This window comes from Streptomyces sp. NBC_00193 (assembly GCF_026342735.1).
GTDB classification, from domain to species: Bacteria; Actinomycetota; Actinomycetes; order Streptomycetales; family Streptomycetaceae; genus Streptomyces; species Streptomyces stoeckheimensis.
This window is the reverse complement of record NZ_JAPEMM010000001.1, coordinates 1,763,420-1,788,389: the sequence shown is the minus strand read 5'-3', so window position 1 is coordinate 1,788,389 and position 24,970 is coordinate 1,763,420. Positions and strand designations below refer to the sequence as shown.

The window sequence follows — 24,970 nt, the reverse complement described above, 5'->3', positions numbered from 1 at the left end:
GTCGGCCCGCGAGTCGGCCCGACCCGTTTCGACCGATTCGCCGTACAACCATCGGGCGGTCTCGCCGGTCCCTAGATTGATCAAAGAATCGATCTCGGGGGATCAATGAAGAAGCACATCCGCACGGTGCTCTGTGCGGTGACGTCGGTGACGGCCGCGCTGGCGATGCCCGCGGCCGCCCACGCCGTGGACCATACGGCGCCGTTCCTGTCCTTCGACCACGTGGCGGCCGCGAGCGTGGTCTCCCTCGCGTACCCGGACACGGTGGTCTCCGGCTACATCACGGTCCACGACCCGCGCACCGGCTCGACCAAGCCGTTCACGGGTGCGTTCACGGCCAGGACCGGCTCCGTCATCACGCAGCTCGCCACCGACGCGCGGGGGCGCTTCGAGTCCAGGGTCACCGTCTCCGGTGCCGAGAACGGCGACGGAGAGGACTCGTACAAGACGTCCCTCCACCTGGCGGCCGAGGCGGACGGCGCCCGGGGCGAGACGTCCGTACCCGTGCCCGTCGGGGCCGTGACCGCGCGCATCGCCCTGGACTCCCCGACGCTGACCGGCCCCTACGGAACGGACGCCCGGGTCAGCGGAACCGTCACCTGGGAGTCCGCCGACGGCACGTGGAAGCCGGTACCCGCAGGAGCCGCCATCAGTGCGGGCGGGGCGTCCGCCCGCACGGACGACGCCGGCCGCTTCACCGTGGTCCAGCCGCTGCGCGGGGACACCACGTGGAAGACGCGGGACAACACGCCCTGGCTGAGCACCACCAACATGAACGTCACCGTGGACACCACGGCCGGCACCGCCTTCGCCGACTTCACGGCCGAGGCGGACGCGGACAAGAACGTCAAGGTCAAGGCCCGGTTCGACCGCGGCGAGATCCCCGCCGGCGTCACCTCGCTGACGGTGGACGTGCAGTACTCGCCCGACGGCGCGACCGGCTGGACCACCCGCCAGAGCGTGGAGGTCGCCACCGGGCCCGGGGACAACGCCCCGGCCCGGGTGGAGACGACCCTGCACTATCCGGGGCCGGGCTTCGTGCGGATGCAGTACGCGGGCACCCCGGACATCCACGGCTCCGCGACCCCCGCCGTGCGGGCCGTGCGGACCCCGACGGCCGTTCCGGTCTTCAACGCCGCGCCCGAGCCGGTCGGGAAGGGCGGTCCGATCGCGCTCGCCGGGAAGCTGACCCGCCAGGACCGGGCCTGGGAGCCCTTCGCCGGCCAGACCGTCCACTACTACTTCCGGCCGGCCGGCGAAACGGCCTGGACGCTCATGGGCACCTCGCAGACGGGCGCCGACGGGGCCTTCGCCCGGGAGTTCACGGCCGAGCGGACCGGCTTCTGGACGGCCCGGTACGCACCCGCCGACGCGACCCACTTCCAGGCGGCGAGCCGCGTGGCCGAGGTCGTGGTCACCCCGTAGCGCGTACCGCCGGGGCGGCGTGGGGCGGTGCGGGTGCGGTGCGGTGCGCTAGCCGACCGCCCTGCGCAGCAGCCGGGCCAGCCGGCGGGCGGCGCGGCTGCGGGGCAGGAAGGACAACTGCGCCGGGATGCCGCCGGGCAGGCCCAGGGTGGTCAGCCGGCGGCGGGTGAAGTAGCGCCAGGTGTCCGGGGTCAGGTGCGCGGTCAGCCAGCGCTCGGCCTCCGCGCGGTGCTCCGTCAGGATCCTGGGCTGCATGGTGAAGCCCACCGCCGTGAGCAGGCCCGCCAGTTCCGCCGTGACCCGTTCGGGTCCCGGCGGGGTCCAGGAGCGCACGGCCGCGGGGTCCGCGAGGTCGGGCAGCAGGGCGTCGGCCAGCACGAGCGGGATCCGGTTGCTGTTCGGGTACGGGGACAGGCGCGCGAGCACGGCCCCCGTGCCGGTCCGGGCCACCGGGAGCCCGTACAGGGTGGCGGCGGTGAGCAGTCCCGTGGAGAAGCAGCCGACGACCAGGGCCGGGCGCAGCCGCTCGTAGAGGGTCTCGGCGAGCACCGGGGTGCTCAGCACGGTGAGCCGCACGCCGAGCCGCTCGGCCTCCTCCTCCGCCCGGCGGGAGTAGGCGGCGGGGGCGCTGGGGTGGGGTTTGAAGACCAGCTCGCGGTGGCCCAGTGCGTGCGCGCCCCGGACCATCTCCACGTGCAGTTCCTCCTCCTCGGCGGCCGGCACCAGGTCGAGGGCGGAGAGGTACTGGCCGAGCAGGAGCGCGGGGGCCGCGGAGCCGGAGTCCGAGCCGGCCGCCCTCGCGGGCGCCTCGATCTCCGGCGTCCCCACCGCCGCGTCGAGCTCGCCGATGACCTTGAGGAAGGCGGCCGACGGGATCGCCTCGGCCCGTACGCCGAACTCGGTCAGCAGCAGCGGCTCCAGGCCCGGTACGAGGTCCAGGTGCAGCACCCGCCGTACGCGCATCCCGAGCGCGGGGTCGAGGCGGAAGCGGGTGGGGCCGTAGCTCATCAGCCCGTCGGCGTAGACGTCTAGGGCCGCCCCCGGGAAGAGCCGGCACAGGCTCTGGGCGGGCGGCACCTGGAGCGATTCCACGATCAGCTCGACGCGGTCGGTGCCCAGGTCCCAGGAGGCGCGCAACTGGCGTTCCCACAGCGGGACGTCCTCGGCGCGCGGGCTCCAGGTGCTGGGGTGCTGCGGGGCGATGACGGCGTTCCAGTCGAGGACCGCGTCGAAGCGGGTGCTCAGGGCGTCGAAGCCGGGCGCGGCGGCCAGGCCGGGGGTGATCTCGGCGGTGACGGAGTGGTTGCTGGTCAGCAGGATCCGGCGGCCGGCGGGCGGGAAGAGGTCGGCATCGAGGGCGGCGGCGAGGGTGGCCGTGCCGTAGAGGGTGGAGGCCAGGAAGATCTGGGTGACGTTCACGCCGTCACCGCCGTGCGGCGCCGGAGCCGGCGGAGCAGGGCCGCGCGGTCGGCGTCCATCGAGTCCAGGGTCTGGTCCAGGAGCTGCTGCGGCATTCTGCCGAGTGCGGCCGCGCTCATCGAGCGGAGTTTTCTGGCCACGGATGGTTCGAACCTTTCGATGGACCCGACATGGTGCGCGATAATTGCACAATACGTTCGGACGGCCTTCGGGAGGAGGAGATCGGATTCCCGGTCGGCGGCCGTTTCCGACAGAACCTGATCGAATGCCCGAATGAAATCGAGCTGCCGCTCGTCGCCGATTTGTGTCAGCGAGGTGGAAACCCCGCGACGGTAGAAGATTCCGGGCAGACCGACCGGGGCGAAGGACTCCGCCTCCCGGTGCAGCCGCCAGATCCACGGCCGGTCCTCCGCCGTCCGCAGACCGTCCGTGAAGTGCAGCAGCCCGCGGTCCAGCAGCCGCCGGTGGTACATCCCCGCCCAGGCGTACGGATAGTCCACCGAGGTCGCGCGGGCGACGGGCAGGATCGCGGTGCGCGGATCGGCCACCACCGACTCCGGCCCGTAGGGGACGCGCTGGACACTGCGCGTCCTGCCCGTGCACTGGACGTGGTCGGTGCGGACGAAATCGCAGTTCAGGGCCTCGATGGCGGACAGGGTGCGGGCCAGGTGGCCCGGCGCCAGCCAGTCGTCCCCGTCCAGGAAGGCGATGTACTCCCCGCGGGCCGCGTCCAGACCGGTGTTGCGCGCCGTCGCCAGGCCGCCGTTGCGCTCGTGTCTGAGGTGCACGGCGCCGGGCAGCTCGCGGGCCGCCCGTTCCAGGAGCGCGGGCGTCCCGTCCGTCGAGCGGTCGTCGACGAGCAGGAACTCGAAATCGTCCCGAGCGTTGACTTCGAGGCTTTTCAGGGCATCCGGCGCATACGTCTGCACGTTGAAGAACGGCACGACAACAGAGAGCTTGAGCACTCGCGAGACATTAGAGCGCCGTTCGTCATTCACTGTGGCCCGGACGCGGATTCCATGTGAACGACGCACGGCAGGCGCGTTAACCCGCACGCTTTCGCATGGAGTCGGCGGGTTGTTAACCCGCTGTTGTGCGTTCGTTGGGCCGATCACCGAAAAGCCGGAATAACTTCTGCCGGGTGCCAGCAAGCAACCGCGCGGCCCATCCGGCCGCCCTCCGTGTGGCCGTACTCGCCGATTCCGACACCCGCTGGAAATGGGGAGCGCTCACCGCGCGCCGCCTTTCCCCGGAACCGGACTCCGTCCACCTGACCGGATACCTGCTCCGCGGCCGGGCCACGCCCACCGCGCGCCAGCTCGGCGAGGTCGGGGTCCGGGCGGACCGGCTCACCGAAGTCACCTGCGCGGGATTCCTCGCCGAACTCGCGGCGCCGGAGCGCGAACCCCGCGACCGATACGACGTGGTGGTCCTAGCCCTGGTCGGCGGCGCCGTCCAGGCTGTCCTGCACGGGGCCCGCGCCCTGTGGCCGGAGCCGGCCGCACGGCCGGCGTTCGTCACCGGGTACGTCGGAGTCGTCTACGAGAAGCTCGCCGACGGCCTGCTGCTGCGCCACGGGGCCGACCTGGTCCTCGCCAACTCCCGCCACGACGCCGGGCGGTTCCGCGCGGTCTACGAGGGAGTCGGCGCCGACGCCGGGGCCGTCGTGGAAACCGCCCTCCCCTTCCTCGCACCGGCCGACGCGGACGGGTACGAGCCGGTCGGGAGCACGGCCCACCGGGTGGTCTTCGCGGTCCAGCCGTCCGTGCCGGACGCCCGCGCGGACCGCACGTACCTGCTGCGCCGCGCCGCGGAACACGCCCGGCTGCACCCCGGGCGCGAGGTGCTGATCAAACTGCGCAGCCGCCCGGGGGAGCACACCACGCACCTGGAGGAGCTCCCGTACCAGCGCCTCGCGGAGCAGCTCCCCGGTGGCCTCCCCTCCAACTGCCGTCTGGTGTACGGGAACATGGGCGAGGTCCTGGACACCACGGACCTGCTGGTCACCGTCTCCTCCACGGCGGCCCTGGAATCCCTCCACCGGGGCATCCCGACGGCCGTCCTGACCGACCTCGGCGTCCGCGAGACCCTCGGCAACCACCACTTCCTGGGCTCCGGCTGCCTGGCCTCCTGGACCCAGCTCGACGCGGGCCTGCTCCCGAAGGCGGATCCGGACTGGCTGGCGGCCCAGGGCGTGGGCGCACCGGCGACCCCGGCGGGCTCGGTGACCCCGGCAGCACCTGCCGCCTCCGCCGCCCCGGCGCCCGGACCGGCCGCGGACTCCGGCGGGCACGACCCCTACACCGCCGCGCGGGTACGCCTCGCGGAACTGCTGGGCGGGGCTCCGCTCCCGCCCGTGGCGCCCTACTACACCCAGGACACCGCGCCGGGATACCTGCCCGGGATCCTGGCCAGGCACCATCTCGGCCCCGACGGGCACCCGTTGCCAGGCGCGGCCCGGACCGGCGCCGACGGGTCCCGGCTGCGCCGCCTGCTCCGCGCCCACCTGCGCGAAGCCGCCCGGGGCGCCTACCGCCACGGCGTCCAGCGCGTCGCGCCGGTGATCCGCCGCCTGGGGGAGCTGTGAGCCCCCGCCCGGCCCGAGCCGTTACGCGCGCCGCCGTTGCCCGCGCCGCCGCCACCCGCGCCGCTGCCGCCACCCGCGCCGCAGCTGCGCCCGCCGCAGCCATGCCCGCGGCCGTGACACGGGCCGCAGCCCTGCCCGCGGTCGCCCCACGCGCCGCAGCTCCGCACGCCGTCGTCCCCGCCCCGGCCACCGCGGGGTCCCTCCGCGAGGCCCGCGCCGTGCCCAGGGTGCTCGCCGTGATCCCCGCGCGCGGGGGGTCCAAGGGCGTGCCCGGGAAGAACCTGGCCGACGTCGGCGGGATGCCGCTCGTGGTCCGGGCCGTCCGGGCCTGCCTGGGGGCCGCGACCGTCACCGACGTCCTGGTGTCCACCGACTCCGAGGCCATCGGCGACGCCGCCCGCGGGGCCGGGGCCGTGGTGCTGCGGCGGCCCGCCGGGATCTCGGGGGACACCGCGACCAGCGAGGCCGCCCTGCTGCACGCGCTCGACGCCTTCGAGGAGCTGCACTCCGTCACCGTCGACGTGGTCCTCCTCGTCCAGTGCACCAGCCCCTTCGTCACCGCCTCCGACGTGGAGTCCGTCGCCGCCGCCGTCGCGTCCGGCGCCGCCGACTCCGCGCTCACCGCAGCCCCCTTCCACGGCTTCCTCTGGCGGGCGGCGCCCGACGGCTCCGGGACCGGGGTCAACCACGACACCTCGTACCGCCCCCGCCGCCAGGACCGCCCCCAGGACCTGCTGGAGACCGGCGCCGCCTACGCCATGGACGCCGCCGGTTTCCGGACCGCCCGCCACCGGTTCTTCGGGCGGACCGTCCCGGTCGCCACCGACCCGGCACGGGTGCTGGAGATCGACGACCCCCACGACCTGGCCCGCGCCCGCGCCCTCGTCCCCGTACTCGCCCCCCTCGCCGCCCCGGCCCGCACACCCCTCCCGGCCTCGGCCACCACCCCGGTCAACACCCCGGCTCACACCCCAGCCCACACCCCAGTGCCCGCACCTCCTCGTACACCCCACGCTCCGAAGGACAGCCCTGCCATGACGGTCACCCCCGCCCCCCGCCTCCGTACCTTCGGCTCCCGCACCGCCGGACCGGGCCACCCCGTCTACGTCGTCGGCGAGATCGGCATCAACCACAACGGCGACCTCGGCAACGCCCTCGCCCTCATCGACGCCGCCGCCGAAGCCGGCTGCGACGCCGTGAAGTTCCAGAAGCGCACCCCCGAGATCTGCACCCCCCGCGACCAGTGGGACATCGAGCGCGACACCCCCTGGGGCCGGATGACCTACATCGACTACCGCCACCGCGTGGAGTTCGGCGAGGGCGAGTACCGCGCCATCGACGAGCACTGCGCCAAGCGCGGCATCGACTGGTTCGCCTCCCCGTGGGACACCGAGGCCGTCGCCTTCCTGGAGAAGTTCGACGTCCCCGCCCACAAGGTCGCCTCCGCCTCGCTGACCGACGACGAACTGCTGCGCGCGCTGCGCTCCACCGGCCGCACCGTCGTCCTCTCCACCGGCATGTCCACCCCGAAGCAGATCCGGCACGCGGTGGAGGTGCTCGGCAGCGACAACATCCTGCTCTGCCACGCCACCTCGACGTACCCGGCCAAGGCCGAGGAGCTCAACCTGCGGGTGATCAACACCCTCCAGGAGGAGTACCCGAACGTCCCGATCGGCTACTCCGGCCACGAGACGGGCCTGCAGACCACCCTGGCCGCCGTCGCCCTCGGTGCCACCTTCGTCGAGCGCCACATCACCCTCGACCGCGCGATGTGGGGCTCCGACCAGGCCGCCTCCGTAGAGCCGGGCGGCCTGAGCCGCCTGGTCCGCGACATCCGCACCATCGAGACCGCGCTGGGCGACGGCGTCAAGCGGGTCTACGCCTCCGAGCTCGGCCCGATGAAGAAGCTCCGCCGCGTCCAGGGGGAGCTCGCCGCGGTGTGAGTTCTCCACGCGCCCCTCGTACCGCTCGGCCCTGGCGGGCCTCCCGGGCTTCGGGGCGCTGCGCCGGACTCCGTCCGGCGCACGCCGGCCGTGGCCGCACCCGTCCCCTCCACCCTCCGACGAGGAGTACCTGGTGACCCCCTCAGCCCCCGCCCCGACGCTGGCCTTCGTGGAGAGCCCGGTCCAGCTCCTCAACGTCCTGGAGTGGGCGCACGCCCGGGGCGCCGGCCGGCTCCTCGGAGTCGTCCCGCGCCAGCCGGCCCGCGGCGGCGGGACCGGTCCCGGTCCGGCCGGGGTGTCCGGGTCGGCCGCACCGGACGCCGTGCAGGGCCTGCGCATCGTCGTGCTCCCGCCCACCGACCCCATGTCCCGCGGCCAGCTGCGCCGGATGGCGGGGCTGGCCCGGGACGAGGGGCACGAGGTGCGCTGGCAGGAGGCCCGCGGCGGCCGGTTCGCGCCGGTCAAGGCCTTCGCCGCGCTCGCGCGGGAGGTGCGGGCGGCCGAGCGGGTGGTGATAGGGGATCCGTTCTCCCGCTACGTGCAGCTCCTGCTCACGCTCGTCCGGGCCGAGGAGCTCGTCGTGGTCGACGACGGCACCGCGACCATGGAGTTCGTCGCCCAGACGGCCCGCGGCGAGCGCCTCGTGCGCTGGCACCGGGTCGGCGGCGGAGGCCTCCCGGGCCGGCTGCGCGAGCTGGCGTACGCGCCGGTGTCGGCGACGGCCCGGCGCCGGTTCACCCCGGGCCCGGACGGCCGCCGCCGCGTCGAGGTGTTCAGCTCGATGCCGGTCACCGCGCACAGCGGGATGACCGTCCGGCTCAACGACTTCGCGTGGACCCGGGCCCGGTTCGGCCCGCCCCGTCTGACCAAGGGCACCGACCTGGTCGGGACCTCGCTGGTGGAGACCGGCGTGGTCGACCCGGACCGCTATCTGGAGGCGGTGCGCGCCCTGACCCTGGAACACGGCGCGACCCGCTACTTCGCCCACCGCCGGGAATCCCCGGAGAAGCTGCGCGTCCTGAGCGAGGCGACGGGGCTGGAGATCGTACGTCCGGACCTGCCGCTGGAGCTGATCGCCCGGCGGGGCCCGGTCGGCCGGACCATCGTCAGCTTCCCGTCCACGGTCGTCCACACCCTGCCCTACGCGCTGATCGGCACCGGCGTGACCGTGGCCGTATGCGATGTCGATCCGAGCTGGCTCACCCCGTCGGCTTCGGAGCGGGCCCGCGGTTTCCTCGCCGGAGTCACCGACACCGCCCGTGATGTGCACAGACTTCCTGCTCAGACGGCTCAGGCGGCCGGATGAGTGCATGAGTGAGCGCGCGAGTTTACCCGCGCCTTCATCCGGTCATGCGTCCAGAGGCCGGGTTTCTTTCCCCTAACGGCATGAACTTTTGGTGATCTCCAGTCAGTTGACCCATGGGTGGGCCTACCCTTAAACGGGTGAACCAGTTGATGTCCCGCGAGTCCCAGACCGCCCTGCCCGGCACGCCCGACCGGCCCGAGCTGCCCGGCAAGCTTCCGGACCACCTGCGTGCCGAACTGATCGCCTTCCGCCGGGACTTGCACATGCATCCCGAGCTAGGACACCAGGAGTTCCGCACCACGGCGGCGATCAAGGCCCGGCTGGAGAAAGCGGGCCTGCGCCCGAGGGTGCTGAAGTCGGGCACCGGTCTCATCTGTGACGTCGGCACCTGGGACGGAGTACGTCCCATGCTGGCCCTGCGCGCGGACATCGACGCCCTGCCCATCCCGGATGCCAAGACGCACGTCTCGTACCGCTCCACCGTCCCGGACCGCGCCCACGCCTGCGGCCACGACGTGCACACCACCGTGGTGCTCGGCGCCGGCCTCGTCCTCGCCGAGCTCGACCGCCGGGGCGAGCTGCCCCGGCCGGTGCGGCTGCTCTTCCAGCCCGCCGAGGAGGTGCTGCCCGGCGGCGCCACCGAGGCCATCGACTCCGGGGTGCTGGACGGCGTGGGCAAGATCATCGCCCTGCACTGCGACCCCCGGGTCGACGCCGGCCGCATCGGCCTGCGCACCGGGCCCATCACCTCGGCCTGCGACCGGCTGGAGGTCACCCTCGAAGGGCCCGGCGGGCACACCGCCCGTCCGCACCTGACCACCGACCTGGTGACGGCGGCCGCCCGGCTCGCCCTCGACCTGCCGGCGCTGCTGACCAAGCGGATGGACGCCCGCTCGGGCATGTCGGTCACCTGGGGCCGGATCGAGGCCGGGCACGCCTGCAACGTCATCCCGATGCACGCGGAGCTGTCCGGAACCGTTCGGTGCCTGGACCTGGCCTCCTGGCACGAGGCCCCCGACCAGATCCACGCGATCATCGACGAGATCGCCTCGATGCACCGGGCCAAGTCGGAGATCACCTACGTGCGCGGGGTGCCTCCGGTCGTCAACGATCCGATGGTCACCGAACTGCTGCGCGAGGCGATGGGCGCCCGGCGCGGGGCGGACTCGGTCGAGGACACCGAGCAGAGCCTGGGCGGCGAGGACTTCTCCTGGTACCTGGAGCACGTCCCCGGAGCCATGGCGCGCCTGGGCGTCCGTACGCCGGGGGACACGGCGAAGCGGGATCTGCACCGGGGTGACTTCGACGTCGACGAGACCGCGATCGGGGTCGGCGTGGAGTTCTTCACGGCCGCGGCCCTGCTCGACGGACGTGCCGTCGACCAGCTCGAAGGGCGACGCGCCAGGCTCGCGGGGCCGGCCGGGTAGAAGTTCTTACAACATCGGCGGTCGATCCGGCGGACGCGTCCGGCCCTTGGTACACATGGGCTGGATGCGTCGGCTGTTACTGATCGGTCACTGTCTGGTTCACGACGATCCGATAACGACTCATGAACGGGCCTTTAACTGACATCTACGCGCGTTACGATCTCGGCGAAACCAGCGCCGGTCGTGGCGCTTCGGTCAGGTTTTGAAGGAGCCTCCCCTTGCGCCGGATCACCAGGATCGCCACCGTGGGCCTCGCGTCCGCCGCGCTGGCCCTCTCGGCCACCGCCTGCGGTGGTAAGAAGTCCTCGGACTCGTCTTCCTCCGCCTCGTCCTCCGCGGAGAAGTCCGCCGCCATCGCGTACGACATCGGTGGCCGCGGCGACCAGTCGTTCAACGACGCCGCCTACGAGGGTCTGCACAAGGCCGAGACGGACCTCAAGATCAAGGGCGCCCAGGCGGAGCCCACCGACGGCGAGGGCGAGGCCGACAAGGTCCAGCGCCTCACCGAGCTGGCCCGCAAGGGCAACAACCCGGTCATCGGCGTCGGCTTCGCCTACGCGCCGGCCATCAAGAAGGTCGCCGAGAAGTTCCCGGACACCACCTTCGGCATCATCGACGACACCTCGGTGCAGGCGAAGAACATCGCCAACCTCGTCTTCAACGAGGAGCAGGGCTCCTACCTGGCCGGCGTCGCCGCCGCCAAGGCGTCCAAGACCGGCACGGTCGGCTTCATCGGCGGTGTCGAGGTTCCGCTGATCAAGAAGTTCGAGGCCGGCTTCGCGCAGGGCGTCAAGGACACCAACCCGAACGCCAAGGTGCTCGTCCAGTACCTGACGCAGCCGCCGAACTTCGACGGCTTCGCCAAGCCCGACCTGGGCAAGGCCGCGGCCGAGGGCCAGCTCGACAAGGGCGCCGACGTGATCTACTCGGCCGCCGGTCTGGCCGGCTCCGGTGCCATCGAGGCCGCGTCCGCCAAGGGCAAGTGGTCCATCGGCGTCGACTCGGACCAGTACAACCAGGCCGGTCTGGCGAAGTACAAGGACTTCATCCTGACCTCGGTCACCAAGGACGTCTCCGACTCGGTCTACAACCTGATCAAGTCGGTCCAGGACGGCAAGCCGCAGTCCGGTGAGGTCCGCTACGGCCTGGACAAGGACGGCGTCGGCCTGGCCGACTCCAACCCGAAGTACAAGGAGATGACCGACCTCGTCGCCGCGGTCGACAAGGCGAAGGCCGACATCATCGCCAAGAAGATCGAGGTCAAGACCGCGCCGTAAGGCCTGGTCGGACCCGCTGCACACGTGATACCCGGGGTCCGGGAAGCGGTCTCATCGCTCCCGGGCCCCGGCCCGTGTCACGTGGTTTCATGTGATCTTGTGGCCGGTTGGCCGCAAGTTTTCACTTTCGACAGTGCTACGCGCGTAGAAGCATCGTGGACGCGATACTTTCTCCCCCCGCCCTGTCCCCTCCCTGTCTTCAGCTCCTTCCGCGCCAAGGAGAGTGCGTCATCAACGCGTCCAGCCCGCCCCCCGCCGTAGAACTGCACGGCATCACCAAGCGCTTCCCCGGCGTCGTCGCCAACAAGGACATCGCGATCACCGTCCGCAAGGGCACGGTCCACGCCCTGATCGGCGAGAACGGCGCCGGCAAGTCGACGCTGATGAAGATCCTCTACGGCATGCAGAAGCCGGACGAGGGCACCATCGCCATCGACGGGGAGCAGGTCTCCTTCAGCAGCCCCGGCGATGCCATCGCCCGCGGCATCGGCATGGTGCACCAGCACTTCATGCTCGCCGACAACCTCACCGTCCTGGAGAACGTGGTCCTCGGCGGCGAGAAGCTCTACGGCATCGGCGCGAAGGCCCGTAAGAAGATCAAGGAGATCTCGGACGCGTACGGCCTCGGCGTGCGTCCCGACGCCCTGGTCGAGGACCTGGGTGTCGCCGACCGCCAGCGCGTGGAGATCCTCAAGGTCCTCTACCGCGGCGCGAAGATCCTCATCCTCGACGAGCCGACCGCGGTCCTCGTGCCGCAGGAGGTCGACGCGCTCTTCGACAACCTGCGCGAGCTCAAGTCCGAGGGCCTGACCGTCATCTTCATCTCGCACAAGCTGGGCGAGGTCCTGAAGGTCGCCGACGACATCACCGTCATCCGGCGCGGCACCACGGTCGGCACCGCCGACCCGCGGACCGCCACGACCAAGCAGCTCGCCGAGCTGATGGTCGGCTCCGAGCTGCCCTCCCCGGAGACCCGCGAGTCCACGGTGACCACCGTCCCGATGCTCCAGGTCGAGCGGCTGACCGTCGCCGAGGGCGGCGCGCCCGTCGTCACCGAGGACACCGCGCGCACGCCGGGTCTGCCGGACGCCAACCTGCGCGAGAGCGCGGTCGCCGGACGCCTGCTGCTCGACGGGATCAGCTTCACGATCCACAAGGGCGAGATCCTCGGCATCGCGGGCGTCGAGGGCAACGGCCAGACCGAGCTGATCGAGGCCCTCATGGGCATGATGACCCCCGACGCGGGCGTCATCACCCTCGACGGCAAGGACATCACCAAGTCCCCGGTGCGCAAGCGCCGCGAGGGCGGCATCGGCTACATCCCCGAGGACCGTCACCGGCACGGTCTGCTGCTGGAGTCCTCCCTCTGGGAGAACCGCATCCTCGGCCACGTCACCGAAGCCCCCAACTCCAAGCGCGGCATCATCGACCCGAAGGCCGCGCGCAAGGACACCGAGCGGATCGTGCGCGAGTACGACGTCCGCACGCCCGGCATCGAGGTCACCGCGGCCTCGCTCTCCGGCGGCAACCAGCAGAAGCTGATCGTCGGCCGCGAGATGAGCCACAACCCCAAGTTCCTCATCGCCGCCCACCCCACCCGCGGTGTGGACGTCGGCGCGCAGGCGCAGATCTGGGACGCGATCCGCGATGCCCGCCGCGATGGCCTGGCGGTCCTGCTGATCTCCGCCGACCTGGACGAGCTCATCGGCCTGTCCGACACCCTGCGCGTCATCTACCGCGGCCGCCTGGTCGCGGACGCCGACCCCGCGACCGTGACCCCCGAGGAGCTCGGCACCGCCATGACGGGCGCCGCCTCCGGGCACCTCGAAGTCACCGACGCCACCGACAACCGCTCCGACGCCGGCACGGATGCCCGTACCGACTCCCCGGAGGACGAGGCCCGATGAAGAAACTCGACAAGGACCGGCTGCTCCTCGGCTTCGCCGGGCCCGCGCTCGCGCTGGTCACCGCCTTCCTGCTGACCATGGTCGTCCTGGCGGCGACGGGTGTGGACCCGATCGAACCGCTGCGGCTCATGGTGGAGAACGCGGGCTACGAGGACGTCCAGGTCCTCATCGTCAACCAGGCCGGTACGTACTACCTGGCGGCCCTGGCCGTGGCCGTCGGCTTCCGGATGAACCTCTTCAACATCGGCGTCGACGGCCAGTACCGGCTCGCGGCGATGCTGTCGGCGGTCGTCGGCGCGGCGGTCTCGCTGCCCGGCCCGCTGCACATCCTGCTGATCGTGATCGTCGCCATGCTGGTCGGTGCCTTCTGGGCCGGCATCGCGGGCATCCTGAAGGCCAAGCGCGGAGTCAGCGAGGTCGTCTCCACGATCATGCTGAACGCGATCGCCACCAGCCTGATCGCCTGGCTGATCCTGCCGAAGAACCTCGGCGTCCAGCCCCAGGGCTCGAACGACCTGACCACCGGTGAGATCGCGAAGTCGGGCTGGTTCCCGGCGATCTCCCTCGGTGACGGCCTGGAGATCTACGGCTTCACCTTCATCGCCTTCGCGCTCGGCATCGTCTACTGGTTCGTGCTGGGCCGCACCCGCTTCGGCTTCGACCTGCGCGCCACCGGCGCCAGCGAGTCCGCCGCGCAGGCCTCCGGTGTGGACGCCAAGAAGATGATCATCACCTCGATGCTCATCTCCGGCGCCGTCGCCGGTCTCGCCGGCATGCCGGTGCTGCTGGGCGAGAGCCACACGTACAGCCTGTCCTTCCCGGTCGGTGTCGGCTTCACCGGCATCACCATCGCGCTGCTCGGCCGCAACCACCCGGTCGGCATCTTCTTCGCCGCGTTCCTGATGGCCTTCATCGACAAGGCCTCGGCCTCGCTCGACACGGCCGGATACGCGAAGGAGATCGGCACGATCATGAAGGGCCTGATCGTGATCGCGGTCGTCGTCTCCTACGAGCTCGTCCGCCGTTACGGGATCCGACGCCAGCAGCAGAAGGTCGGCGAGGAGCTGGCCGCAGGCCACGCCATCACGACCGAGAAGGAGGTCTCGGCGTGAGCACCAGCACCGTTTCCGCGACCAGCGCCGCGCCCAAGAAGCAGGGCGGACGCACCAAGCTCACCCTCCCGTGGATCATGCTGATCATCGCGGGCGGCCTCGCGCTCGTCTCGCTGGTCCGCGTGATCAGCGGCGCGGACGACCTGACCTCCATCGGCCAGGTCTCCGGAGCGCTCTCCCTCGCCGTGCCGATCGGCCTCGCCGGCCTCGGCGGCCTGTGGGCCGAGCGCGCGGGCGTCGTCAACATCGGCCTCGAAGGCATGATGATCCTCGGCACCTGGTTCGGTGCCTGGGCCGGCTACCAGTGGGGCCCCTGGACCGGCGTCGTCGCCGGCCTGATCGGCGGCGCCATCGGCGGCCTGCTGCACGCGATCATCACGGTCACCTTCAACGTGAACCACATCGTCTCCGGTGTGGCCATCAACATCCTGGCGCTGGGCTTCACCCAGTACCTGTCGAACTTCACGTTCGCCGAGGCGCCCGGCGGCTCCTCCAAGCAGTCCCCGCGCGTCGAGCCGATCTACGAGATCACCGTGCCGGGGTTGTCGGACTGGATGGCGACCCTCCAGGGCAAGCACTGGTTCTTCGTCTCCGACGTCGCGGGCGTCGTGGGCGGCCTGGTCACCGGCCTGTCGCTGCTGACCGTCGTCGCGCTGCTGCTGATCCCCGGCACCTGGTGGGTGCTGTGGCGCACCACCTTCGGCCTGCGCCTGCGCTCCTGCGGCGAGAACCCCGTCGCCGCCGAATCCCTCGGCGTCAACGTCTACAAGTACAAGTACATCGCCGTGATCGTCTCGGGCGCCCTCGCGGGCCTGGGCGGCGCGTTCCTGTCGATCGTGGCCAGCCCGATCTACCAGGAGGGCCAGACCGGCGGCCGCGGCTACATCGGCCTCGCCGCGATGATCTTCGGCAACTGGATGCCGGGCGGCATGGCGCTGGGCGCCGGCCTGTTCGGCTTCACCGACAGCCTCAAGCTGCGCGGCGGTGCCGAGAACGTCCACGCGATGCTGCTGCTCATCGCGATCCTGCTCGTCCTGGTCGTCGCCTGGCAGCTCTACAAGAAGCGCTACGTCCCGGCCGGCGTCTCGGCGGTCTTCGCCGTGCTGCTGTTCCTCTGGTACGCGCTCACGGACCAGGTGCCCAGCCAGTTCGTGGACGCAGCCCCGTACCTGACCACGCTGCTGGTGCTCGCGCTGTCCGCGCAGCGCCTGCGGATGCCGAAGGCGGACGGCATGCCGTACCGCAAGGGCCAGGGCAAGTGACGGCCGCTCCCGACTGGGAGGCGCTGCGCGAGGCCGCCCGGGACGCCATGTCGAAGGCGTACGCCCCGTACTCGGGCTTCCCGGTCGGCGTCGCGGCGCTGGTCGACGACGGCCGCACCGTCGTCGGCTGCAACGTCGAGAACGCCAGCTACGGGCTCGGCCTGTGCGCCGAATGCGGGCTGGTCTCCTCCCTCCAGGCCACGGGCGGCGGCCGCCTCACGCACTTCACGTGCGTGGACGGCAAGGGAGAGATCCTCGTCCCCTGCGGTCGCTGCCGCCAGCTCCTCTTCGAGTTCGGCGGTGCCGAGCTCCAGGTGGAGACGCCGGAAGGCGTCCTGCCGCTCTCCGCGATGCTGCCGCAGGCCTTCGGGCCGGACCATCTGAGATAGCCGTGCCGACGGCCCTCCGCCCCGCCGGGCGGGGGGCCGCCGTCCTTCCACCAGTCCTTGGCGACCGGTAACCCCTCTCCTCTCTCTATGCGCGTAGAAGGAAGCACTTCCATGGACGTCATCTCCGTCATCCGCACCAAGCGCGACCGCGGTGAACTGAGCCCCGAGCAGATCGACTGGGTCATCGACGCGTACACGCGCGGAGTGGTCGCCGACGAGCAGATGTCGGCGCTGGCGATGGCCATCCTGCTCAACGGCATGAACCGCACCGAGATCGCCCGCTGGACCGCCGCGATGATCGCCAGCGGCGAGCGGATGAACTTCGACTCCCTCTCCCGCCCGACGGCGGACAAGCACTCCACCGGCGGCGTCGGCGACAAGATCACCCTGCCGCTGGCCCCGCTCGTCGCCGCCTGCGGCGCGGCCGTACCGCAGCTCTCGGGCCGCGGCCTCGGCCACACCGGCGGCACCCTGGACAAGCTGGAATCCATCCCCGGCTGGCGCGCCCTGCTCTCCAACGAGGAGATGCTGCACGTCCTGGACACCACCGGCGCCGTCATCTGCGCCGCCGGCGACGGCCTGGCCCCGGCCGACAAGAAGCTCTACGCGCTGCGCGACGTGACCGGCACCGTCGAGGCCATCCCGCTGATCGCCTCCTCGATCATGTCGAAGAAGATCGCGGAAGGCACCGGCTCCCTCGTCCTGGACGTGAAGGTCGGCACCGGCGCCTTCATGAAGAACATCGAGGACGCGCGCGAGCTGGCCCGCACCATGGTGGGCCTGGGCACGGACAGCGGCGTCAAGACGGTCGCCCTGCTCACCGACATGTCCACCCCGCTCGGCCTCACCGCCGGCAACGCCCTGGAGATCCGCGAGTCGGTCGAGGTCCTGGCCGGCGGCGGCCCCTCGGACGTGGTCGAGCTGACCCTGGCCCTGGCCCGGGAAATGCTGGACGCCGCGGGCATCAAGGACGCCGACCCGGCGAAGGCCCTGGCCGACGGCTCCGCGATGGACGTGTGGCGCCGGATGATCGCGGCCCAGGGCGGCGACCCGGACGCGGCGCTGCCCGTCGCGCGGGACCAGCACGTGGTCACGGCCCCGTCCTCGGGCGTGCTGACGCGGCTGGACGCGTACGGGGTGGGCGTGGGCGCCTGGCGCCTGGGCGCCGGCCGCGCGCGCAAGGAGGACCCGGTCCAGGCGGGCGCGGGCATCGAGCTGCACGCGAAGCCGGGCGACACGGTCACGGCGGGCCAGTCGCTGATGACCCTGCACACGGACACTCCGGAGAAGTTCGACTACGCCCTGGCGGCGCTGGACGGCGCCTTCGACATCGCCGCGGCGGGCACGTCCTTCTCGGCGACCCCGATCGTCCTGGACCGCATCGCCTGATCCAGGCCCCGATCCCGTCGGCGCGGCTCCCCGTCCGGAGCCGCGCCGGCGCCTTTTCCCGGCCGGGGGGCACGGGCCGGGCGGTTCGCAGGCCGGCCGGTTCACAGGCCGGGCAGGGCCTCCCCGGGCTCCGGCTCGCGCCGGTGCTCCAGCCAGTACAGGTAGCCGCGCAGGTAGGCCTCCAGGCCGTCGTCGATGTGCGCGACGAAGTCCCGGTGTCCCTGCGCGTGCGCGCGGTAGAAGCCGGAGTACTCGTCCCTCTCGTCCCACGCGGCCCACTCCGCGCCGGTCTCCACGGCCCACTCGCGCACCCGGCCCCGGTCCCGCCACCAGTCGCGTACGCCCTCGACCGTCCAGTGGTCGTCGCCGTCCATGGCGTAGCCGTTGTAGAGCTCCCAGCCGACGCCGTCGAGCAGGGTCTCGGTCTCCCGCTCGTTCACCGGCTGGCGGAAGACGAACTCGTAGCCGCCGTCATACGCGATGTGCGCCGGTGCCCAGTCGCGGCTCAGCATCAGGCTGTCGGTGTCCGCGCCGTAGAACGGGCCGGGGACGTTGCGCCAGTTCCGATCGGCCCAGACCCCCTTGAACATGGGCGATCCGAAATGGGCGAAGCGCGAGCCCTCGGGCGGGGCGAGGCGCCGGGCGGTGGGCACCGGATCCCAGTAGCCAGTGATCATCGGACCATTCTGGGCGGGCGCCGATGAGTTCCGGAAGGCGCGGCGGTCATCACCTCGTGGAGAGCCAACGACTCGTACTGCCCGGACCCGCCCCGAACCGACAGGACGCGGCGCACCTGTGCGCGTGGCTGGCCCGGCTCTACGACGGCGGGGCGACCGCGGTCGTGTGCGATGCCGGGGCCGTCACCGCGCCGGGCCTCGACGCCGTCGAGGCCCTGGCCCGGCTGCGGCTGACGGCCGCCGGCCGCCCCTTCCGGGTCACCGGGGCCGGGCCCGCCTTACGCGCCCTTCTCCACCTCGTAGGACTCGTCGAGCTGCTCGGGGAGCCCGAAGAGCGGGAACCACCGGGCGGTGTCCAGGAAGGCGTTGAGCCCGACGATCTTCCCGTCTGAGACCTCCAGGACCTGGAGCGCCCACGGGGTCCAGCCCGGCTGCCCGTCCTCGCGCGGCCGGTACTGGCCGAAGGCCGGCATGCCGTTCGCCGTCGTCGGGAGCAGCCGCGAGCCCTTGCAGCCGATGCCCTGGTTCAGGTGCCAGGCCGCGATGTCCTCGTGGCCCCGGAGCCACAGGTCGAACGGCGGCATCGACAGCACGGCGTCCTCGTGGAGCAGGGTGGTCAGCCGGGAGATGTCGTAGGCCTCGAAGGCGGCGAGGTACTGCTCCAGCAGCTTGACCTGGTCGGTGTCCAGCGGATCCGCGGACTCGCTCTCCCGGATCCGACTCGCGGCGAGCGTCGCGCGGGCCCGCTGCAGCGCGCTGTTCACCGAGGCGACGGTGGTGTCCAGCAGGGTGGCCACCTCGTCGGCCTTCCAGGCCAGCACCTCGCGCAGGATCAGCACGGCCCGCTGCTTGGCCGGCAGGTGCTGGAGCGCGGCGACGAACGCGAGCCGTACGGACTCCTTCGCCAGCGCCATCTCCGCCGGGTCGGCGGTCTGCGGAAGCACCCGCCCGTCGGGCACCGGCTCCAGCCAGGTCACCTCGGGCCGCTCGTTGAGCACGGCGGACGCCTGGTGCTGCGGAGCACTCAGGTCCATCGGCCGGGCCCGCTTGTTCCCCGCGTTCAGCAGGTCCAGACAGACGTTGGTGGCGATCCGGTACAGCCACGACCGCAGGGAGGAGCGCCCCTCGAACTTCTCGAAGCTCCGCCAGGCACGGATGTACGTGTCCTGCACCGCGTCCTCGGCATCGAAGGCCGAGCCGAGCATGCGGTAGCAGTACCCGGTGAGCTCGACGCGATACCGGTCGAGCGCGGCGTCGAGCTCGGTCCCGTGGGCGGCCGTTTCCGTCATGTCCCTTGATCCCCCTGCTAGTTCCCGATACTTCGGAAACTACCCGAGGGGTCCGACAACCGCAGCCCGGCACGCGGCGCGGCCCCGGCGGCGGCCCGCTCTCCTACACCTGCCACCGGGCCCGGACCGCACCGTCGTCGTCCGGCAGCACGCCGGTGAACAGGGGATCGTGCTCGTCGGCGAGGTACGGCAGCAGGGCCGCGGCCCTGGCGCCCGCGAGCACCTCCGCGAGCTCGGCGCGGTCCTCCTCGTCGACGAAGGCACTGAGGATCCGGCCGCCCGCGTCCTCCCACACGCACTCGAAGCCGAACTCCTCGGGGAGCCCCGCGACCAGCCCGGCGGTGTCGGCGGACAGCCCCGTCAGCCCGTGCCCCTCCACCGCCGGTTCCCGCCCGAAGTGCGCGCCCCCGGCCGCGCCGACGACCCGCGGATCCCGCACGGTGAGCAGCTCGATCCCGCTCTCCTCCGCGAAGGCCGCCACGGCCGCCAGGTACGCGGCCTCGACCGGTCCGTGGTCGCTGTCGGTGTCCTCCGTCCCCCGGTAGGTCCCGTCCGGCGCCCGGTCGGCGGGGTCGTACTTGGTCACCCGGTAGGCGTGGGGCAGGAACGGCACGTCAGGCCCCTTCGGCTGCGGGCGGAGCCTCGTATGCGGGGACGACCCACCGCAGGACGGCCTCGCCCGCGCGCTCCTCCAGGGTGACCGGGTACACCTGCCCGTGCGCCCGCTCGCCGTGGTGCCGCTCGGAGTGGTCCCCCGGGTCCCAGCCGAGGCCGAGCACCCGGCAGCCGCCGACCTCGATCTCCCCGGCCAGCACCGGGTGTCCCCAGCCGGCCCGCCGGAAGCGGTGGTGGTCGGTGTGGGCGTCCAGCGCGACCATCAGACCGTTGCCCGGGCCTTCGCGGACCCAGGCCTCGATCCGCCCGGCGAGGGCCGCCGCCTCGGCGAGCGGGAGGTCGAGGAAGCCGCGCGGCCCGGAGCCGTCGCGGTTCTGCGGGGTCGGCGCGCCGCCGAACACGGCTTGGGCCTCGTCCTCGTGCCTGCCCCAGTAGGTGACGTCCGCCAGGCCGTCCACGGCGTCCCCGCTCAGGCCCTCGAAGGCGTCCAGGGCCCGGGCGTCGCCCAGGACCATGCCGCAGCGGTCGACCGGGAGGTCGCCGAGGGGGACCGGGTCAGGGCCGTGGGTCCAGGGGAGGCCGAGGGATATCTCCAGGGCCGAGATCACCGGTTCGCCGTCGAAGGGGGACGGTGCGGTCCAGGCCCGTACGGGCAGGGGGCGGTCGGTGGCGGCGGGGACGGCCACGGCCTCGAAGCCCCACGGCTCGGGCCCGGCCGCCCCTCCGTCGTGGAGGTGGCCGCCGCCCGACGCCGCCATGGCCAGCGCGCGGTCGGACAGCGGCGGGGCGCCGTCCCGGCGGTGGTCGATCCAGCCGGCCTTGCCCAGCACCAGCACCCCAGACGGGGCCGTGACCGGGGGCAGGGGGAGGGGCGGGCGGGGTGGGAGGGGCCAGGACGGTGGGGGACGGAAGTCGCACCAGGTGCCGTCGAAGGGGTAGGCGGCCGTGTCGATGAGGTGGGTGACGCGGGCGCCCTCCGCGCGGATGGCGGCGGCCTCGGCCGGGGTCCAGTACACCGGGTGGCCCGTCTTCGCGGCGAAGGACTCCTCGTCCTTCCACTCCCACGCGCGGTCCGGGGTCACCGTGATGTCGAGTTCCTGGTCGGTCACGCGGACGTCCGCGCCGTCCGGGGTGCGGACCCGGGATTCGAGGTTCACGTACCAGCTGCGGAACTCCTGCTCCGGCGTGAAGCTCCACCACACCGCGTGCCCCGCCCCGGCCGGCTGCAGGATCAGTGCGCCCCCGTGCCGCCACCGGTCGGCCCGCAGCGGGTACGAGCCCTCCGGCGGCAGGTCCCGCAGGTGGGTGCCGGGCGGGATGGTGGCGCGCCAGAGCGGGGTGCCCGGGGCCACCCACAGCAGCAGGCCGTCGTCGCCCGACTCCACCACACGGGCCGGGATGATCATGCTGACCGTGCTGCCGAGTATGAGGTGAACGTTGACTGTGGACATGATCGGCGATCATGCCATCCGCGGGTTGCGGGCCTCTTGCGCGGCAGCCCTCAGCGCGCCGCCAGCGTCGCGATCCGGGCCGTACGGGCCGCGTGGGACCCGTACAGGGTGATCGTGACGACCCCGGCGACCGCGAGCAGCGCGAGGGTGACCGTGGCCGCCCAGCCCGCCGAGTGGTAGGCGAGGGCGCCCAGCGTGCCGCCGGCGCTGGAGCCGACGTAGTACGCCGACTGGTAGAGCGCCGATGCCTGTGCGCGGCCCGTCTTCGCCGTGCGGCTCACCGCCGCGGAGGCCACCGCGTGGCCCGCGAAGAAGCCCGCGGTGATGAGGATGAGGCCGAGGAGGATCGCGGTGAGGGAGTCGGCGAGGGAGAGGAACAGGCCCGCCGCCGTCGTGGTCACCGCCAGGTACAGCGCGCCGCGCCGGCCCAGCCGGGCCACCAGCTGCCCGGCCGCCGCCGAGGAGACCGTACCGACCAGGTAGATCAGGAAGATCGAGCCGATGAGGCCTTGCCCGAGCGAGAACGGCTCGTCCACCAGGCGGTAGCCGATGACCGTGTACACCGCCCCGAACACGGTCATGAACAGCGCGCCGATCCCGTACAGCCGCAGCAGCAGCGGATCGCGCAGGTGCCCGGAGACGGTACGTCCCACCGCGCGCGGGTTCAGCGAGGCCGGCCGGAAGAACCGGGCCCGGGGCAGGAGGAACAGGAACGCCGCCGCGCAGGCCAGCGACATCAGGCCGACGGCCAGCAGCCCGCCGCGCCAGCCCCAGACCTGGGCCGCCCAGCCCGTGACGAGGCGGCCGCTCATGCCGCCGATCGAGTTGCCCGCCACGAACAGACCGATCGCGGCGACCAGCGCCTTCGGCTTCACCTCTTCCGCCAGGTACGCCATCGCGGAGGCCGGGATGCCGGCGATCGCCGCGCCCTGGACGGCGCGCAGCGCGATCAGCCACTCCAGGTTCGGCGCGAAGGGCACGAGGAGGCCGACGCCGACCGCGATCACCATCGAGCAGGTCATCATCCGGGTCCGGCCGAAGCGCTCCGAGAGCGCGCTGAGCGGCAGGACGAACAGGGCGAGCGCACCGGTGGCCGCGGAGACCGTCCAGCTGGCCTGACCCGCCGTCACGCCGAAGCCGTCGGAGATCGCGGGCAGCAGCGCCTGGGTGGAGTAGAGGAGGGCGAAGGTGGCCAGACCGGCGGCGAAGAGCGCGAGGCTGAGGCGGCGGTAGCCGGGACGGCCGGGCTCGTGCGCCTCGGGTGCGGAGGCGGGGAACGACGGGGTGGAGGCACCCGGGATGACGGGTGCCCCGGTATGAGCGGGAGGCATGTGTACGACCGTAGGGCCGTCCTTTTCATGCGTCCAATGCACAGATTCGCGATAATCAATCCGTCCATGCATCAGCGCAGGTCAGATGGGTGCCTATCGATGAGTCGTTACGAAGAAGACATGGCCGTGACACATGCGCTGGCCCCGCGCCTCGCGTACTTCGCCGCCGTCGCCCGGCACGAGCACGTCACTCGCGCCGCGCACGAGCTGGGCGTCCCGCAGTCCACCCTGTCGCGGGCCATGGTCCGCCTCGAACAGGACCTGGGCGTCACGCTGTTCGCCCGCAAGGGCCGTACGGTCGCGCTCACCACCGCCGGCCGCACCTTCCTCGCCTCGGCGGAACGCTCGCTGGCCGAGATCGCCCGCGCCGCCGGCTCCGTGCAGCAGGACGCCGACCCGTCCTTCGGCAAGGTCGCCTTCGGCTTCCTGCACACCCTGGGCCCCGAGACCGTGCCCGGGCTGATCCGGGCCTTCCGGGCCGACCATCCCGGCGTGCGGTTCTCCCTGGTCCAGAACTACGGCGAGGCGATGCTGGAGAAGCTGCGCGCGGGCGAGCTCGACCTCTGCCTGACCTCGCCGCTGCCCGACGCCCCGGACCTGGTGGCCCGCCGGCTCGACGAGCAGCGGCTGCGCCTGGTGGTCCCCGACGACCACCGGCTCGCGACGCGCAAGCGCATCCGCCTCGCGGAGGCCGCCGAGGAAACCTTCGTCACCCTCGAGGCCGGCTACGGGCTGCGCCGCATCACCGACGACCTGTGCGCGGAGGCCGGGTTCACGCCCCGGGTCGCCTTCGAGGGGGAGGAGGCCGAGACCCTGCGCGGGCTCGTCGCCGCCGGTCTCGGCGTGGCGCTGCTTCCGCCGCCCGCGGTGGCCCGGCCGGGGGTCGTCGAGCTGACGGTCACCGCGCCGAGGGCCGTCCGCGAGATCGGGGTGGCCTGGCTCGACGGGCACCCGGACACGCCGCCGGTGGCGGAGTTCAAGAAGTTTCTGCTGTCCCGGCGGGGGCGGCTGATTCCGGAGCTCCAGCCGGGCGGGGAGTGAGCGGGGCCGCGGCGGTCGCGGAGGGCGCAGCGGTCGCGGAGGCCGTCGCCGCAGCCGTCGCGGACAGCAGGAACCCGGCCTGGAAACGGGACTTGGCCCCCACCGCCCGCATGATCTCGGCGATGTGACGCTGACAGGTCCGCTCCGACATGCCCAGCCGCCGGGCGATGACCTTGTCCTCCAGCCCTTCCGCCAGCAGCCGCACGATGGTCTGGCGCAGCTCGTCGGAGATGGAACGGGCCTGGTCCGGCCCGATGGTGGTGTTGAAGGGCTCGGCCTCCGCCCAGGTGCGCTCGAACGTCTGCGCCATGAACTGGACGACGTTGGGCTCGCGCACCACCAGCGCCGCCTTGATGTCGTCCTGCACCTCCATCAGCCCGGTGTGCCGGTCGACGAGGATCATGCGCATCAGCCCGTCGCCGACGGTACGGACCTGCGAGCCGAGCGCGGTCACCCGCTCCACGTAGGCGGCCGTCGGGCGGGAGTAGCGGGCGGTGTGCTGGTAGAGGGTGCGCATCCGCACGCCCCGGGCCAGCATCGCCTCGTCCCGCACCACCGCCCCCTCCAGGGTGGCCGTGCTGCGGCCGCCGCCCGGGTGACAGGTCAGCACCTCGGACTCGGCCGAGGCGACGAGCTCCCCGATCAGGTCCTGCAGCGCGGTCGGGTCGGTGACCAGCTCCAGGGCGTTCGCCCCGCCCCGGGCACGCAGGTCGCTGCCCGCCTCGTACGCGGGGAGCAGGTCCTCCAGCCGGTCGCGCAGCCGGTCCATCTCGTCGTGGGTCTCGCGCACCCGCAGCGCCAGCGGGGCCAGCGTCCGGGCTACCGCGGCCTGCGGGGACACGGCGCTCCAGCACGTCCGCGCCGGCCCGTCGGGGCAGCTGCCGTCCACGGCGGCGACGGGACGGGAGCGGGGCTGGATCAGGTGGGCGGCCGCGAGTTCGGCGACGGCGGCACCGACGGAATCACCGAGCGCCTCCGCGGCCTCCGCCTCGGAGAAGGCGTGCCGTTCGGCCGCGTACGCGTAGAGACGCCGGGCCACGGAGCTCAGTTGGTCCGTTTCATCCGATGGCATATACATATTCGTCCCGGACTGTGCCGATGTGTAAACCCCTCGTGTTCCCGC

21 protein-coding genes and 1 pseudogene are annotated in these 24,970 nt (G+C 72.4%); 14 read left to right on the top strand and 8 right to left on the bottom strand.

The annotated features are described in order from the left end of the window. Nucleotides 1-105 precede the first annotated feature (105 nt). The gene (locus OG898_RS07470) at nt 106-1,425 is read left to right on the top strand and encodes a hypothetical protein (protein ID WP_266955768.1); all 1,320 of its coding nucleotides are present in this window, start codon (nt 106-108) and stop codon (nt 1,423-1,425) included. A 48-nt stretch (nt 1,426-1,473) separates the two neighbouring features. On the opposite strand, the gene OG898_RS07465 is transcribed toward OG898_RS07470, so the two are convergent. Together OG898_RS07465 and OG898_RS07460 are read right to left on the bottom strand one after the other, a co-directional pair. After that, entirely contained in the window at nt 1,474-2,844 is a 1,371-nt protein-coding gene (locus tag OG898_RS07465; RefSeq protein ID WP_266955767.1) for a polysialyltransferase family glycosyltransferase, read from the bottom strand. Next, complete coding sequence (locus tag OG898_RS07460) at nt 2,841-3,809, bottom strand: glycosyltransferase family 2 protein (protein WP_266955765.1); 969 nt, start codon at nt 3,807-3,809, stop codon at nt 2,841-2,843. The genes OG898_RS07465 and OG898_RS07460 overlap by 4 nt, the downstream gene beginning before the upstream one ends. A 176-nt stretch (nt 3,810-3,985) precedes the next feature. Here OG898_RS07460 and OG898_RS07455 point away from each other — a divergent pair, with 176 nt between their 5' ends. The 11 genes and pseudogenes from OG898_RS07455 (at nt 3,986) to OG898_RS07405 (ending at nt 17,443) form a co-directional block, all read left to right on the top strand. Further along, a complete protein-coding gene (locus OG898_RS07455) occupies nt 3,986-5,431 on the top strand; it encodes a DUF6716 putative glycosyltransferase (RefSeq protein WP_266955763.1) in 1,446 nt (481 codons plus the stop codon). 101 nt (nt 5,432-5,532) lie between these two features. Then, nucleotides 5,533-6,021 (top strand): annotated as a pseudogene (locus OG898_RS07450) (hypothetical protein); the annotation flags it as partial. A gap of 444 nt (nt 6,022-6,465) precedes the next feature. Next, nucleotides 6,466-7,374: an N-acetylneuraminate synthase family protein gene (locus OG898_RS07445; protein ID WP_266960120.1), complete on the top strand. Its 909-nt coding sequence runs from the start codon at nt 6,466-6,468 to the stop codon at nt 7,372-7,374. A gap of 133 nt (nt 7,375-7,507) precedes the next feature. Further along, a complete protein-coding gene (locus OG898_RS07440) occupies nt 7,508-8,680 on the top strand; it encodes a hypothetical protein (RefSeq protein WP_250744021.1) in 1,173 nt (390 codons plus the stop codon). A gap of 149 nt (nt 8,681-8,829) precedes the next feature. Beyond that, nucleotides 8,830-10,107 (top strand): amidohydrolase, encoded by a 1,278-nt coding sequence (locus tag OG898_RS07435; RefSeq protein WP_266960118.1) that lies wholly within the window; start codon nt 8,830-8,832, stop codon nt 10,105-10,107. A 218-nt stretch (nt 10,108-10,325) separates the two neighbouring features. Continuing rightward, nucleotides 10,326-11,384 (top strand): BMP family protein, encoded by a 1,059-nt coding sequence (locus OG898_RS07430; protein ID WP_250744019.1) that lies wholly within the window; start codon nt 10,326-10,328, stop codon nt 11,382-11,384. A gap of 263 nt (nt 11,385-11,647) precedes the next feature. Next, on the top strand, nt 11,648-13,291 hold the full coding sequence (locus OG898_RS07425; protein WP_250744126.1) for an ABC transporter ATP-binding protein: 1,644 nt from the start codon (nt 11,648-11,650) through the stop codon (nt 13,289-13,291). After that, nucleotides 13,288-14,403: an ABC transporter permease gene (locus tag OG898_RS07420; RefSeq protein WP_250744017.1), complete on the top strand. Its 1,116-nt coding sequence runs from the start codon at nt 13,288-13,290 to the stop codon at nt 14,401-14,403. The genes OG898_RS07425 and OG898_RS07420 overlap by 4 nt, the downstream gene beginning before the upstream one ends. After that, complete coding sequence (locus OG898_RS07415) at nt 14,400-15,665, top strand: ABC transporter permease (RefSeq protein WP_250744016.1); 1,266 nt, start codon at nt 14,400-14,402, stop codon at nt 15,663-15,665. The genes OG898_RS07420 and OG898_RS07415 overlap by 4 nt, the downstream gene beginning before the upstream one ends. Next, nucleotides 15,662-16,054, top strand: coding sequence for a cytidine deaminase (locus OG898_RS07410; protein WP_250744015.1), 393 nt, complete (start codon nt 15,662-15,664; stop codon nt 16,052-16,054). Before OG898_RS07415 ends, OG898_RS07410 begins: the two co-directional genes overlap by 4 nt. A gap of 111 nt (nt 16,055-16,165) precedes the next feature. Continuing rightward, nucleotides 16,166-17,443 carry a thymidine phosphorylase gene (locus tag OG898_RS07405; protein WP_266955758.1) on the top strand — a complete coding sequence of 426 codons (1,278 nt, stop codon included), beginning with the start codon at nt 16,166-16,168 and terminating at the stop codon, nt 17,441-17,443. A 101-nt stretch (nt 17,444-17,544) separates the two neighbouring features. Here the strand turns inward: OG898_RS07405 and OG898_RS07400 are convergent, their stop codons facing one another. Continuing rightward, the gene (locus OG898_RS07400; protein WP_250746134.1) at nt 17,545-18,120 is read right to left on the bottom strand and encodes a ferredoxin; all 576 of its coding nucleotides are present in this window, start codon (nt 18,118-18,120) and stop codon (nt 17,545-17,547) included. Between the two features lie 23 nt (nt 18,121-18,143). Here OG898_RS07400 and OG898_RS07395 point away from each other — a divergent pair, with 23 nt between their 5' ends. Beyond that, nucleotides 18,144-18,512: an STAS domain-containing protein gene (locus OG898_RS07395; RefSeq protein WP_266955755.1), complete on the top strand. Its 369-nt coding sequence runs from the start codon at nt 18,144-18,146 to the stop codon at nt 18,510-18,512. On the opposite strand, the gene OG898_RS07390 is transcribed toward OG898_RS07395, so the two are convergent. The 4 genes from OG898_RS07390 to OG898_RS07375 all read right to left on the bottom strand — a co-directional run bounded on the left by OG898_RS07390 (nt 18,399) and on the right by OG898_RS07375 (nt 22,806). Next, nucleotides 18,399-19,409 carry a sigma-70 family RNA polymerase sigma factor gene (locus OG898_RS07390; RefSeq protein WP_266955753.1) on the bottom strand — a complete coding sequence of 337 codons (1,011 nt, stop codon included), beginning with the start codon at nt 19,407-19,409 and terminating at the stop codon, nt 18,399-18,401. The two genes, OG898_RS07395 and OG898_RS07390, sit on opposite strands and share 114 nt — an antisense overlap. A gap of 103 nt (nt 19,410-19,512) precedes the next feature. After that, nucleotides 19,513-20,022: a hypothetical protein gene (locus OG898_RS07385; protein ID WP_266955751.1), complete on the bottom strand. Its 510-nt coding sequence runs from the start codon at nt 20,020-20,022 to the stop codon at nt 19,513-19,515. A 1-nt stretch (nt 20,023) separates the two neighbouring features. Continuing rightward, a complete protein-coding gene (locus OG898_RS07380) occupies nt 20,024-21,475 on the bottom strand; it encodes a DUF402 domain-containing protein (protein ID WP_266955749.1) in 1,452 nt (483 codons plus the stop codon). Nucleotides 21,476-21,525: 50 nt separating this feature from the next. Further along, nucleotides 21,526-22,806, bottom strand: a complete 1,281-nt coding sequence (locus tag OG898_RS07375) for an MFS transporter (RefSeq protein ID WP_250746160.1) — start codon at nt 22,804-22,806, stop codon at nt 21,526-21,528. Nucleotides 22,807-22,905: 99 nt separating this feature from the next. On the opposite strand from OG898_RS07375, the gene OG898_RS07370 reads away from it, so the two are divergent. Next, the gene (locus tag OG898_RS07370) at nt 22,906-23,847 is read left to right on the top strand and encodes a LysR family transcriptional regulator (RefSeq protein WP_266955747.1); all 942 of its coding nucleotides are present in this window, start codon (nt 22,906-22,908) and stop codon (nt 23,845-23,847) included. On the opposite strand, the gene OG898_RS07365 is transcribed toward OG898_RS07370, so the two are convergent. Further along, on the bottom strand, nt 23,783-24,919 hold the full coding sequence (locus OG898_RS07365) for a helix-turn-helix transcriptional regulator (RefSeq protein ID WP_250746166.1): 1,137 nt from the start codon (nt 24,917-24,919) through the stop codon (nt 23,783-23,785). The two genes, OG898_RS07370 and OG898_RS07365, sit on opposite strands and share 65 nt — an antisense overlap. Nucleotides 24,920-24,970: the final 51 nt, after the last annotated feature.